Origin of the sequence: Leptospira bouyouniensis (assembly GCF_004769525.1) — a bacterium.
GTDB classification, from domain to species: Bacteria; Spirochaetota; Leptospiria; order Leptospirales; family Leptospiraceae; genus Leptospira_A; species Leptospira_A bouyouniensis.
The window spans coordinates 100,806-113,990 of the sequence record NZ_RQFT01000003.1 but is presented as its reverse complement, the minus strand read 5'-3'; the positions used below and the strand labels follow the sequence as shown (position 1 = coordinate 113,990).

At 37.8% G+C, this 13,185-nt stretch carries 15 protein-coding genes; 7 read left to right on the top strand and 8 right to left on the bottom strand.

Going from position 1 to position 13,185, the window contains the following annotated elements; translation table 11 throughout:
* Positions 1 to 12: 12 nt before the first annotated feature.
* From EHQ43_RS02100 to EHQ43_RS02085, 4 genes are read right to left on the bottom strand one after another with little or no spacing between them, the layout of a single operon-like run.
* Entirely contained in the window at positions 13 to 1,674 is a 1,662-nt protein-coding gene (locus EHQ43_RS02100; RefSeq protein WP_135770022.1) for a cytidylyltransferase domain-containing protein, read from the bottom strand.
* On the bottom strand, positions 1,649 to 3,199 hold the full coding sequence (locus EHQ43_RS02095; protein WP_135770021.1) for a spiro-SPASM protein: 1,551 nt from the start codon (positions 3,197 to 3,199) through the stop codon (positions 1,649 to 1,651). The genes EHQ43_RS02100 and EHQ43_RS02095 overlap by 26 nt, the downstream gene beginning before the upstream one ends.
* On the bottom strand, positions 3,199 to 4,248 hold the full coding sequence (locus EHQ43_RS02090) for a putative peptidyl-prolyl cis-trans isomerase (protein ID WP_135740352.1): 1,050 nt from the start codon (positions 4,246 to 4,248) through the stop codon (positions 3,199 to 3,201). The genes EHQ43_RS02095 and EHQ43_RS02090 overlap by 1 nt, the downstream gene beginning before the upstream one ends.
* Positions 4,249 to 4,260: 12 nt before the next feature.
* Complete coding sequence (locus tag EHQ43_RS02085; protein WP_135740353.1) at positions 4,261 to 5,475, bottom strand: aspartate kinase; 1,215 nt, start codon at positions 5,473 to 5,475, stop codon at positions 4,261 to 4,263.
* Between the two features lie 102 nt (positions 5,476 to 5,577).
* On the opposite strand from EHQ43_RS02085, the gene EHQ43_RS02080 reads away from it, so the two are divergent.
* The gene (locus tag EHQ43_RS02080) at positions 5,578 to 6,513 is read left to right on the top strand and encodes an acyl-CoA desaturase (RefSeq protein WP_135753664.1); all 936 of its coding nucleotides are present in this window, start codon (positions 5,578 to 5,580) and stop codon (positions 6,511 to 6,513) included.
* A gap of 5 nt (positions 6,514 to 6,518) precedes the next feature.
* On the opposite strand, the gene EHQ43_RS02075 is transcribed toward EHQ43_RS02080, so the two are convergent.
* From EHQ43_RS02075 to EHQ43_RS02060, 4 genes are read right to left on the bottom strand one after another with little or no spacing between them, the layout of a single operon-like run.
* A complete protein-coding gene (locus EHQ43_RS02075) occupies positions 6,519 to 7,028 on the bottom strand; it encodes a hypothetical protein (RefSeq protein WP_135770020.1) in 510 nt (169 codons plus the stop codon).
* A 2-nt stretch (positions 7,029 to 7,030) separates the two neighbouring features.
* Complete coding sequence (locus EHQ43_RS02070; RefSeq protein ID WP_135753662.1) at positions 7,031 to 7,339, bottom strand: LIC13255 family lipoprotein; 309 nt, start codon at positions 7,337 to 7,339, stop codon at positions 7,031 to 7,033.
* Positions 7,336 to 7,836: an LEA/WHy family protein gene (locus EHQ43_RS02065; RefSeq protein ID WP_244242598.1), complete on the bottom strand. Its 501-nt coding sequence runs from the start codon at positions 7,834 to 7,836 to the stop codon at positions 7,336 to 7,338. The genes EHQ43_RS02070 and EHQ43_RS02065 overlap by 4 nt, the downstream gene beginning before the upstream one ends.
* Before the next feature lie 25 nt (positions 7,837 to 7,861).
* On the bottom strand, positions 7,862 to 8,860 hold the full coding sequence (locus EHQ43_RS02060) for a zinc-binding dehydrogenase (RefSeq protein WP_135770019.1): 999 nt from the start codon (positions 8,858 to 8,860) through the stop codon (positions 7,862 to 7,864).
* A gap of 53 nt (positions 8,861 to 8,913) precedes the next feature.
* Here EHQ43_RS02060 and EHQ43_RS02055 point away from each other — a divergent pair, with 53 nt between their 5' ends.
* From EHQ43_RS02055 to EHQ43_RS02030, 6 genes are read left to right on the top strand one after another with little or no spacing between them, the layout of a single operon-like run.
* The gene (locus EHQ43_RS02055; RefSeq protein WP_135740358.1) at positions 8,914 to 9,708 is read left to right on the top strand and encodes an MlaD family protein; all 795 of its coding nucleotides are present in this window, start codon (positions 8,914 to 8,916) and stop codon (positions 9,706 to 9,708) included.
* Positions 9,708 to 10,787 carry a glycosyltransferase gene (locus tag EHQ43_RS02050; RefSeq protein ID WP_135740359.1) on the top strand — a complete coding sequence of 360 codons (1,080 nt, stop codon included), beginning with the start codon at positions 9,708 to 9,710 and terminating at the stop codon, positions 10,785 to 10,787. The genes EHQ43_RS02055 and EHQ43_RS02050 overlap by 1 nt, the downstream gene beginning before the upstream one ends.
* A 21-nt stretch (positions 10,788 to 10,808) precedes the next feature.
* A complete protein-coding gene (locus EHQ43_RS02045) occupies positions 10,809 to 11,027 on the top strand; it encodes a flagellar FlbD family protein (protein WP_135740360.1) in 219 nt (72 codons plus the stop codon).
* 3 nt (positions 11,028 to 11,030) lie between these two features.
* The gene (locus tag EHQ43_RS02040) at positions 11,031 to 11,813 is read left to right on the top strand and encodes a motility protein A (RefSeq protein WP_015676774.1); all 783 of its coding nucleotides are present in this window, start codon (positions 11,031 to 11,033) and stop codon (positions 11,811 to 11,813) included.
* Between the two features lie 9 nt (positions 11,814 to 11,822).
* Positions 11,823 to 12,656, top strand: coding sequence for a flagellar motor protein MotB (gene motB / locus EHQ43_RS02035; protein ID WP_135740361.1), 834 nt, complete (start codon positions 11,823 to 11,825; stop codon positions 12,654 to 12,656).
* 1 nt (position 12,657) lies between these two features.
* Positions 12,658 to 13,185, top strand: a complete 528-nt coding sequence (locus tag EHQ43_RS02030) for a flagellar basal body-associated FliL family protein (RefSeq protein WP_002972703.1) — start codon at positions 12,658 to 12,660, stop codon at positions 13,183 to 13,185.

The following is a 13,185-nucleotide window of genomic DNA, read 5'->3' as shown; positions in this document are numbered from 1 at the left end:
AGTAGAGCTTTTTTAATTTTCATATATTTCTGAATTAATGGAATTTAACCAGTTTAAAATTTGAATATGGGCATCGCGAACATATTTGATTTTTTTAGGTATTGTTTTCTTCGGGAAATGGCGTAAATTGGATAACTCTGTTAATGTTCCAATATAAGGAATATTAAGTTCTTTTTCTGCAAATTTACCAAGTGTTTCGTGGATTTCAGATATTCCAAATAAGCACACCTTTTTGCCTTTCGCTACACACTCCATCATCGTTTGGCCAAAATAAGTAAAGATCCATTCAGAAGATTCCATTTCTTTTAAAAATTCAGTATAAGGAATCCTCTGAACAAACTGAATATTATTATCTTTCGGTTTGGTTCCTCCAATACGAAGTATGGATTGAAAGATTGGAGTTTGTGAATTCATCTTTGATTGATGAAACTGTAATAAAAAATTATCGATTTGTTCGGATTGGGTTTCATCTAATTGGCCGGCATACACTAATAATTTGCCTGGACTGGTTCCCAACCCTCGATCAACTTCTGAAATGGGAGAACTATAATACGAAAGTTTTGTGAAACTGTCTTTCTCTAACGTTGTATTCAAAATTGGATAGGAGGGATGAGGCAGAAAATAACACGCATTAGTATTATTAGGTGGATGGTTTACATTGTCTATAAAAAAAGAATTTCTTACGGAAAACTCGTTTTCTCGGATATCAAAGATGTGAGGAACATTTATTTCTGAATTGTCAAACGAGCTGGTTAGTTTTACATCATATCCATACAATTGCAAATATATCGATAATGATTTACATCGTTCAAAGTGTCCATATCCATATTCGTCTGGCTTTCCATACAGTATGTTCACTTGTTTTTTTGTTTTTTCATTTTTGGGCAATTCAAAAACGATTTGTTCAACTGAAGCATTAAGTGAAAACATATGAGGATTGTTTTGGTACAGTTGGAGTACTTCTTCAGCACCAAAATTTGGGTTTTTGTCGCCCAAAGTTTTCCAAATCTCACATATCAATTCATAATCTTTCCATTCGTCCACAGTGATTCTAAGTTTTGAAATTTCATTTTTGCTTAATTGTTGGAATGCATCTACGCGTTGTAAATGAGGAGGTGAAAGACGATATTGTCTGTGTATTTCTGGAAATTCTTTGATATGTAACGAGACATGTTCTTTATGTCTTTCTAATTCTGTTTCCTCAGAATGGTAAAATAATGAATCTGTGGAAAAACATTCGACTCCCATTCCCAAAGGTAAACCTTCCATAGACAAACTATAGTATTTCTCCGTCATTTCCAATATAGCTTCGTATAAATAACGAATGGAATCAATATCAATGAATGGATTGTCAGCTGTTAGGCGAAAAATATGTTTTGCACCAAAATGTTTTGCCGCCTTCCGAAATCTATCTCTTACATCTAATTCGGATCCACAAAAATATAGATACCCTTTTGTTTTTAAATATTGGATGGATTCTATATCAGATTCTGGGATTAAAAATACGATTTGGTTTGAATCAAAAACAGTTTTCAGACGACGATGTATATGGTCCAAAAAAGTTGAATCTGATCCTTCGGGAATTTGTTTTAAAATTTTTTTTGGAAATCGTGTTGAGCCTAGTCTTGCCTGAATAAAGGCAAAACTATTATGCGTTGAATGTATACCACTCATCACAATTCAGACATGGAGCTGGAATTTTATCATGTTCACCGTTAAAACTTTTAGTAAATGAATCAAGACCTTTCATCCAAACATCTAACAAAGATTCGGTGAAAATGTTTCCAATTATTTTTGTTTGGTTTTGTTTGCAAATAGATACATCTCCAGTGACAGAAAGGTAAATATCGCGAGTTAAATGCCAACAGAAATCTCGATGAATTGGTGTGAGATCACTCACCCTACGTTCTGGTAGTTGCTTAGCAAAACTGTTATACTTTTGTAAAATGATATGAATTCCTTTTTTTTCAAAAAAAGTGAAGTAAGGATCAATCTCTTCTTCTACTTCCTTCATTTTGATCATTTGAACATAAAGTGAGTTTTGAGGTAGTATTTTCGATAATGAGTCAATTGATTCTAATACTTGTGATAGACCTTTTTTACCATACAACGATTGGTAAGTATCTTCCTTGAGTGTTGTGATATTGGCTATGATACAAAGTTTTTCTTTGTATTTCGTGTCCAATCCACTGATTAGGGAATGTAAAAGGTCAAAGTTCTTATACAATGCAGTTTCAATGATGAGTTCTTTAAGTTGGGATAAACCAAGAATTTCTTTTACAATTGAAACAAATTCTGGGTGTAAAAGAGGTTCTCCATTTCCTGTCAAACTGATAGTGATTGGTGAAAATAACTGATCCTCAAATTGTTTGATTGTTTTTTTAACGGAATCAAATGAAACAAAACTACCATCATTGGTTTTGTCTGTAAACTCACGTGGACAAAATATACAAGAGAGTTCACATCCTTTATAAATTTCCCATTCTAAATAAGATGGAGCACTTCGGAACAATTCTGGATTTTGTTTTAAGATAACATGTAAATTTTCATATGGAATGTCATCAGAGATTTTTTGCAAACCTTGGATGAGAATTTTTGAGCGAGGAGAGTTATAACGAAAATCCAATCTTAATTGGCGTAAATCTGGAGATTGAAAAAAAATATCAACATCATATTGGTTGATGTTCTTTAAAAAGAACGAGTGAATATCGCTTGTTAGTTGCTCTGGTATGGAGCTTAAAAACTCTCGAGTAATGACTGTAGGAATGAGACCAGGAGGAATGTTTTCCGAATAGGAATATTGGCTGAAAAAGTTTTTATGTCGGTTCCAAATTTTTTCCGTCAGTGTTGAGTTTAGGATCGGTGAAATACCTGTGAAATACAAAAAACATACTTCATCCCATTCCGGATCCTTGAACTGAGATTCTGGAAGTAAACTTCCAATTTCTTTGATAAAATCGATTTCAGAGGGAATTGTTTCATAAAACACAAAAAATTTTGATAAGGATTCTTTCTCTAACTTCGTTTTAATGAGTTTGGAGACATTCATATGAATGTTTAAGTTTGGAAAAACTTTATGAAGTTTTTTAACGAATGAATCGAAGGCACCTAGATCAAAATTGGATTCTAAAAAGGTAAGTGATTGGTTGTCTAAATAAACAACCGCAAAGCTAGGGTTATATTCCTTACGATTAATCATTAATCTGAATTGTACTTTTCTTCTGGATTACTGATATTGTGTTCTTTGATATATATTGGATCAAAGATCGTGATGGATGTATTTTTTCGTGTGGTTACTACCCATTCCTCAAAGGAAGTTTGTTCCTTTTCACGAAACAAAAATCCTTGGATACCTTTTCTCACTGCATCAAGTGGGGTTGGTCTCATACCTTCAATATATACCAAACAATATCTTTTTCTGTCGTCACGGAATACTTCTGAAAATTTTCCCTGACCTCCAACCTGTGCTAGGACAGAAGCAGTCGTGGGTTGCGTTTTGTATAATTCAAACGTAGGAACATAATTTACAAGTCCACCATTCAATCGATAACGAGATTCATTTCTTGGTCCAGATGCAACAAGTTTAAAAAAGGAAGGGTCTTGTAAGGATTTGTTTCGGATTTCGGTGAGTTCATTGAACAATCGAGACTCTTCTTCTATAGACGAATTGGCAGGGGAAAAAACGAGTTCACGGAATTTAAATTCATTTCCCACTTTCGCCTTATTTTTGTTATACCAAGCTTGAACTTCTTGTTCTGAAGGAAGAGGTGGACTTACTTTAATCTGTAAAAGTTGTCCTTTTTTGATTTGGTAAGGAAGATCGTCTAACCAAACATCGTACGGGAGATTAAATTGGTTTTGAACCGATTTTTTAAATTGTTCCAAATCACTGATTCCTTGGGCTTCCATCCTTTTTTGGATTTCGGCTTCGATTCGTTTTTCGTTGACTTGGATAGATTCTTCATCGGCAACATTGTCTACGACTGCTCTGTCAATGAGAAAGTCGATGACTTGCGAATGGAGAGATCCTTTTTTTCGGTAGTTCGGAAAAAAACGAGAAAGGTTTTTATACCGTTCTACTCCTTCTTCGTAATCCAATGTGGAAATAGATTTGGGTCCAACAATCGCAAGGACCGCATTCAAAGACTCGTAGGAGCCGAGAGGATTGGTAGGGACGGTGAGTGAAAAACTAACAACCGCAGCAAAAATGAAAACTAGATGACGAGGGAGTCGTGGTCTTTTTTGCATACGGTCATAAATCTACCCGATGAAGGTAGTATGTAAAGCTTTTACTGCGTCTTCCGCTTGGTTTTGTTTGATGACACAAGAAATTTTGATCTCAGATGTCGAAATCATCTCGATATTGATATTTTTTTCAGCAAGCGATTGGAACATTTTTGCCGCCACACCAACATGTGATTTCATACCAACTCCCACAGCCGAAACTATCGAAATGTTTTCGTCAATTTCTGCTTTTCCATTTCCATGTTCCTTTGCATATGCTTCAATAATTGGTTTCGCTGCATTGATATCTTTTTTAGCAATGGTAAAAGAAATAGTATTGATACCGTCCCTTGGAGAAGATTGAACGATCACGTCAACAATGACATCTTTGTTGGATAATTGAGTGAAAAGATCGGCTGCAATCCCTGGTTTGTCTTTTACATCAGCGATGGTAACACGTGCTTGGTCCCCTTTTGCTGTTACTCCGCTTACTTTCATTTTTTCCATTATTTTATCCTCACTCATAACTAATGTTCCCGGTTTATCATGGAAACTAGATCGCACGTGGATCACCACGTTGTAATTCATTCCTAATTCTACGCTTCGAGAATGGAGAACTCCGGCCCCAAGACTTGCGAGTTCTAACATCTCTTCATACGTGATTTGTTTGTGCATTTTTGCTGTCGGGATTTTTCTTGGGTCAGCTGTATATACACCATCTACATCTGTATAAATTTCACATTCGTCTGCACCAAGTGCCGCCGCAAGAGCCACAGCAGAAGTATCACTTCCACCTCTGCCCAATGTGACAATGTTTTCATCTTTGTCGATTCCTTGGAATCCAGCAACAATCACCACCTTCCCTTTGTTAAAGGCTTCGTCGATTCTTGACCTGTCGATCATTTCGATTTTTCCATTAGAAAAGTTTCCATCTGTTAAAATCTTTAACTGAGAACCTGTAAAAGATTGAGCAGGGACTCCTAACTCATTGAGAGCTATTGCGAGTAATGCGATGGAAACTTGTTCTCCTGTGGAGAGTAACATATCCATTTCACGTTTTGGTGGATTTTGAGAAATTTGGTCGGCAAGATCGACAAGTTCGTCGGTAGTATGTCCCATTGCAGAAACTACAACGGCAACTTTTTGGCCTTCGTCGTGGTAACGTTTGATACGTTTCGCCACATTTTTAATTTTGGTGGTGTCACCAACTGAGGTTCCACCGTATTTTTGGACAACGATTTTCGATGACATGGGTTTATGGACAGGGTAGGAGAGGCAAATCGGGAATCAAGTAGAATGAATTTTTTTGCAACCAATCGAGTTGGAAAGACTCCAATAGGTATAGGTTATTGAATGAATTCTGCATCTTCCTCCGTGGAACCTGTTGTCAAAGAACAGGCACCTCTCCTTTTTTTAGTTTTATTTTTCCTTGTACAAGCGACTGTCTTAACGGTTTTTACTGTCCCCTTTTCCTGGACTTTGGTCTGGGTTGCAGTTGGTTCTTATTTCCTCCGTATGTTTGGAATTACGGGCGCTTACCACCGTTATTTTTCTCATGCTTCCTTTAAAACATCCAGGGTCTTCCAATTTGTATTGGCATGGATTGGTTCGATGTCTATGCAAAAGGGTGCATTATGGTGGGCGGCACATCATAGAAACCATCACAAGTATTCGGATACAGAAAAAGACATCCACTCTCCAAGTAGAAAAGGATTTTGGTATTCGCATATGTTTTGGTTTTTGCGAGACGATTATAATGACTATGAAGCAAAACTCATACCTGACTTTTACAAATTCCCGGAGCTCAGATGGCTTGATCGGAACCATTGGATCCCACCATTAACGTATGCAATTTTACTTTATGCCGTTGGTGGGTGGGGTTGGCTCGTGTATGGTTATGCAGTATCAACTTTTATTTTAGGCCATGCTACATGGACCATCAATTCACTTTCCCATGTATATGGTTCTGTTCGTTATGATTCAAGGGATACAAGTAAAAATAATGTTTGGTTAGCGCTACTCACGATGGGAGAAGGATGGCACAATAACCACCATTACTACTGTTCGTCGGTAAACCAGGGTTTTTATTGGTATGAAATTGATGTTACGTATTATATCCTTAAAGTTCTCAGTTGGTTTGGTATCGTTTGGGATCTAAAAAAACCTCCTAAAAAAGTATTGGAAGAAGGAATTAATCGAGACCTTGCGAAAAAACAAGAGAAGTTAGAAAATCGGAAGAACAGATCAGAGGTAAAATCTAAAAAGAAAGTGGAAGTATTATCTACTTAGTCTTTTTAAACCCCTAGTCGTTTTCGTATGTCTGCCGGGATACTTTGGATAGAATCGTATCTCTTTTTTTTTCCACCTGGCAGAGATACATAATAAAAACCATTGATCATTTCTAAAAAATAATCTTCTCCTTTTTCACCTAACGAACGATTATCGAGTTCTTTTACCATTTTTTGGTATTTGTTTGGAAGTAAATTCCAATTCATATAATTGGTAACAACACCTTGATCGTTTACCGTATATGCTCCGTCTTGGTGTAAGATTTTTGTTCCATTATAGTCAAATATCTCCATCACCTTAAGATTATTATCTTTTGAAGATTTAGAATCTTTTTTGGTTTTTCCATCCGTATTTCGATTCGAATCATCTGCACTAGAACTTGGTTTGGTTTTTGAGTTGGATGATGATTCTTTTTTCCGTAATTTTCCAAACAAGATTAAAAATACACCGGCGAGTCCAAGTGCTGCGAATAAAAAAATTTCAGCGTTTGATAAATCAAATAAATAACGCAACATATCTATCGCAAACTTGTTCCAATCACTTTACAAGAATCAGGAATAAAACCCTCAGTATTCCATGCAGGACAACTTGTGAGTTCTATAGCTCTAAAACAAAGTTTTGCGTCGTCAATTTTGACTCTTCCAAGGGCAAGTGATCCTGGTAGTTTATTGGAGCCACATGCTGAGTTTTTGAGTGCATAATTTTCGAATATTTTTTGGTTTCCTTCGACGGCAGAGTAAAACAAGTCATCTCGATTTTGTATGCACTGCAATGCGATGCAACTAACAATGATCAGCAGGAAACGAATCAAAGAATTTGAATTCATTTTTTTAATTTGATCCGAGAAACTTCCCTGATTGGTATTGGAAGTTTTCCAAAAACACTATCCACTTGCACTGTTCCGTAGATTTCAAATTCTGCTTCTCCCCCTTTTCTCGCTGCTTCACCAAGTTGTTTGGCTAACATTAAAAGTTTTGGAAGGATGGATCCCTTTTGTTCAGGCACTAGTTTTAATACAACTAAAGTTTCAGAATTTGGTTCTACTTCAACGGGGCTCTCGTTTTGGAGTTTTCCAATGTATTCCTTCCCTTGCGAAGTAACAAGTTCAATGTCCAAATCAAATTGGTAAATGTTGACTTTGGTAGGATTTGGATTGGTGACAGAAATTTGTGGATATAAATCAAGTAAAGGTATGAGAGGAAAACTTGGATTTGGTTTTAGGTCAACGCGAACATCCACCAAATCAAACTTACACGCTTTGAGGCTATCGAGATTTTTTTTTGTATCGCTGATACAATTTGAAAAAACAAATGTTACCAGCAAACAAATCCCAAAGGTAGAAATTAAATTACGGACCAAAAACGACCTTCCCTTCCGTCATATGTTGTTTATAAAATTCTAAACCTTCTTTGTATTCCTCAAATTTAAATCGTTTATTGATTTTGGTTTGGAAAACTGTCTTCAAATATTTTTGTGCTTCCTTTGCTTGTTTTTGAAATTCTTCCAATCCAATTTCATAAATCCAAGAGGATAACCAAAATCCTTCGATTTTTTTATTTTGGAAAAGGATGATCCCTGAATTCACAGCAAATGGTTTTTCTGATAGCGCTCCATAACAAATCAGTTTGGACCCATAAGGCATACATTCCACAAGAGACTGAGCCGTATCCCCCGCAACTGCATCAATTGCATAGGTAGCATTTAGTTTTTTTGAAAGTTTGAATAATTCTTTTTGGTAATTGGGTGAAGTGGAATTGAGAATGTTTTCAGCACCAATTTCTGCTAAACTATCTTCTTGTTCTTTCTTTCGCACAACATTGATTAAAGGAATACCTTTTTCTTTACAAAGGCGAACTACCATTTTACCAAGGGCACTGGCAGCTGCTGTTTGGACCATCGCCTGGTGTCCTTCTTTTTGGCATCGTGAGACCATTGCCCAAGCTGTCATCGGATTCACAAAAAAACTAGAACCTTCATCAAGTGTAACACCATCTACTAACGGCAAACAGTTGTCTTCAGTAGTGATCATATACTCTGCCCAAGACCCATCATTTTGAGGGGCCACACAAGAAACAGACATTCCTACTTTCAGGGTTTTGATTTCACTGCCAACTGCATCGACAGTACCACTGGCTTCAAAACCAGCAGAGACAGGAGCTTTTTTTTTGAATCCATACAGTCCACGAATGAACATCAGATCAGATGGATTGATGGGAGAAAGGTGGATTTTGATCCTGACTTCATTCTCTTTTGGTGTTGGAATTTCTTTTTCACGGAGTTCCAATTGTGGTTCGGTTTCATCGTATTTGAGGATGGTGACTGCTTTCATCTCATTCCATTCACTCATGTAAAATCTGCTTGCCAACTCTTTCTTTTGAAAGAAACTACTTTGAGTCCCCTGTGAAATCAAAAAAATTAAACAACGAAACCATCACCGGTATCATTTTTTTTTCGATTTTGGTTTTTGCATTTTTTACAACTGTTATCCAACCAGATAGACCTACCAAAAAATATCCTTATCGACTTTCATTGTTTTATTCACGAATTGATGGGATCAAAGAAGGGACCGAAGTTCGAATCCTTGGAATCCAAAAGGGATACGTAGCTCATATTGATTCCAGACCACTTATCGATGTCCCAGATCGAAGATTTCTCGACCATAACATGGATCATGCGATCGAACTCCATATTGCTTTGGAAGATCCATTGACATTATGGGATAATTATGAGGTGGATTTTCAAACCGTTACTTTATTCTCGGGTAGGATCATCAATATTAACCCTGGGAGTTCTGATGGAAAACGACCCTTTTTCAAACCTACCTTTCGAGAAGGGGAAAAAACTCCAGATTACTTACCATCGGCAAGGTATTTTGATGATTTTTTTAAAGCTACTTCTGCAACCATGGAAGAAAATAGAGCAGATCTAAGACAAATCACATTGGATTTTCGTTCCATCACCGATAAATTAAATCAAACACAAGGTACGATTCCTAAAATTATAGGGAGTACCGAGATGTATGATGAACTTCTTGCGACCATCAAAGACGCAGAAGCCATAGGAAAGGAAGGAAGAAGGTATATGGAAAGTTCTAGAAATTTAGAAAATACCATGCCAATTCCTTTTTTAATAACAGCATCGTATTACGGCCGTACTACGCCGATAACTGGAAGAAGGATTGGACCACAGAATTAATGAAAGTTGCAATTATACATGATTGGCTCACCGGTATGCGGGGTGGAGAAGTTGTTCTTGATAGTATGTTAAAAGCATACCCAGAGGCTGATTTGTTTAGTTTGTTTTATTTAAAAGGGAAACTAAACGCACGAATTGAAAACAGAAAGATTACAACAGCCTTTACAAACAACCTTCCGTTTAAAGAGAAATACTATCGTTATTATCTTCCTTTATTCCCTACGGCAATCGAATCCTTGGATCTTAAAGGATACGATGTTGTCATCAGCTCTTCCCACTGTGTCGCCAAAGGTGTCATCCCTCATCCTGATACATTTCATCTAAGTTATGTGCATAGCCCAATGCGTTATGTTTGGGATATGTATTATGATTATTTTCCAAACCGAAAGGGTTTTAAATTTTTTCTTTTACAATCTATTGCCAATTACCTTCGCACTTGGGATGCTGCTTCTGCAAACCGTGTGGATTATTTTACATGTAACTCACATTTTGTGGGAAGGCGAATCCAAAAGTACTACCGCCGTGATTATAAAATCATTTATCCACCATGTTTGCCCCAAGACTTTCGTGTGCATGATAACTCAAAAGATGATTATTATTTGATGGTATCTGCCTTTGCACCTTATAAAAAAATTGACCTTGCCATCGAAGCCTTTCGAGAGAATGGAAAACCACTTATCCTTGTGGGTGGGGGCCAGGAAGAAGGAAAACTCGTCAAAAATCTCCCAAAAAATATCCTTTGGAAAAAAGGACTTCCCCGCACCGAAGTGATCGAATTGTATAAAAAGGCTCGTGGGTTTATTTTCCCAGGGATGGAAGACTTTGGGATCACTCCTGTGGAATCCCAAGCCTATGCCACTCCTGTCATCGCATATGGGAAAGGTGGTGCCTTAGAGTCGGTAAAAGAGGGCAAAACAGGGGTATTTTTCGAAGAACAAACGGTAAAATCCTTAAATGATGCCATCAAACGGTCAGAAAAAATCCAATTCAAACGTTGGGATTTCCAAAATTCCATCAATCGATTCACGGAAGAAAAATTCGTAAGCGAAATTCGAAAGGTAGTCGATAGACATAAATAGAAATCTCTGAAGGGGGATCTCTTGGTCATTTTACATCGACTCAAAGGTGCGGAATTTGTTCTCAATGCAGATTTGATTGAGACCATCGAAGCAAATCCAGATACGATCATCACTCTTGTGAATGAGAAGAAATTCATTGTACAAGAGACGGTAACGGACGTTGTGGAAAAGGTAATCGCTTACCAAACAAGAATCCACAACCTACCTCGAGTGGGTGAAAAAAGGCCTGAGGAAACATAAGAAATGGATATAGCTACAGTCATTGGTTTGGCCTTAGGATTGGCCTTGATGTTACTTGGGGTTGTCTCGGGGGGTCTTGCGCTCACTGACCTCATTGATATTCCATCCGTCATGATCACATTCGGTGGTGCGGCAGCCGCGACCATCATCTCTTTCCCATGGACATCTACTATCGGCGTGGGTGCGGTTACAAAAAAAGCATTCCAAAATCCTCCCTCAGATTTACCAGGACTGATTACTACCTTAGTTAGTTTCTCTGAAAAAGCACGTCGTGAAGGATTACTTGCCTTAGAAGATGATATTAATGAATTACCGGAAGAATTTTTAAAGAAGGGAATCCAACTCGTTGTGGATGGAACAGACCCTGAACTTGTACGTAACATTATGGAAACCGAAATTGGTAACACTGCTGCGCGACATGCGTATGGTCGCGGTTGGTGGGATGCTTACGCTGGTTTTGCGCCAGGTTTCGGGATGCTTGGGACCCTTGTGGGTCTTGTGGGGATGTTAAAGAACTTAGGTGGTGGGGATGCGAGTGCCATTGGACAAGGTATGGCAACGGCCCTAATTACCACATTATACGGATCACTTGCCCAGAACTTATTTGCGGCACCTGTCGTAAGAAAACTAACACGTAGATCAGAAGATGAACTTGTGATCAAACAAGTGATGGTGGAAGGGACTTTATCAATTCAATCGGGAGATAACCCAAGGATTGTAAAAGAGAAATTGGCGAGTTTCTTAACTCCTGCTGAACGAGTTGCATTGAAGGATGATGGAGATTAATCTTTAATCATGGCGTCTAAAAAAGAAAAATGCCCTGAGTGTATCCAAAAAGTTCCTGAGTTCATGGCAACTTACGGGGACATGGTGACACTTCTCCTTTGTTTCTTTATCCTTTTGTATACCACAGGGAAAACGGATGCAAAAGAGATGCAGATCATTCTCTCGGCATTTAAATCCACCACCGGTTTTTTCACTGGTGGACAAACTCTTTCTAAAGGATCTTTGGAAGAGATGGGGATGCAAATTGAATCTCTTCCTTCCCAAGTAGTGGGGCGTAACTTATCCAAATCGAAAAAAGATGCCCAGGAAGTATTCAAACCTGAAGTAGAAGCAGGGAAAGTTAGAATCTCCGAAAACGAAAGAGGTCTTGTGATTTCTCTTGTAGGAGCAGACTATTTTTACCCAGGTTCAGCAATCCTAACACCTGCTATTCGAGAAACACTACGAAAAGCAGCAGGACTTATCAAAGGGCTTGAACGATTTGTTAGAGTAGAAGGGCATAGTGATGATGATGCTGTAAATCCAGTGAGTCGTCCTGGACGTGAAGAAAGAGAATATATCAATAACTGGGATTTGGCGGGAGCAAGGGCAGTTAATGCCACTGTATTTATGATCAACTCAGAAGAAATTGAACCAAGTTGGTTCCAAGCGGTTAGTTTTGGATCCTACAGACCTCTTGTGTTGGAAAATGAAGGTACTCCGGAAGCAAAGGCTTTTAACAGAAGAGTGGATATCATCATTTTAACAGAGAAGTCTACTAAACGAGCACCAGGTGAAAGTAAATATGGATTACCTGACACTCGTTTGCCGAACACTGAAACAAATGTAGAAGGAGAATTTTAACATGGGCGACCGTGAAGTAGATGAAGAAGAAGGTGGGTTAGCCGAAGGTAGTTCCGCCTCTGCTGGGATGTCCCCCATTGTCAAATGGTTATTGTACATCGCTGCGGCCATTTTTGGAATTATCATTGTAACCGTAATATCGATGTTTGTTGCTCAAAAAACAGCAACAAGTGTTTTCAAACAACAAAAGAATATTTCACTTGTGAAAGCTCCACCTCCTTTGGAAGTTTACACATTCCAAGAAGAGTTTAGAGTGAATACTTCAGATGTTGGTGAATCACACTTTGTGAAGTTAAAGATGTCTTTAGGATTTGAATCGGGTCAACCTGCACTTTCAGCGGAACTTGCAGCCCGTGTCGCTCAAATGCAAAACATCATTAACTTGGTGATTGCTCGAAAAACAAAAGATGATCTAAAATCCATTACCAACCAATTGGATTTGCGTGAGGAAATCAAAGCCCACTTAAATCACATTTTGACAAATGGAAAAATCAAAGAGGTTTACTTTACCGAGTTCTTGGTAAACTAG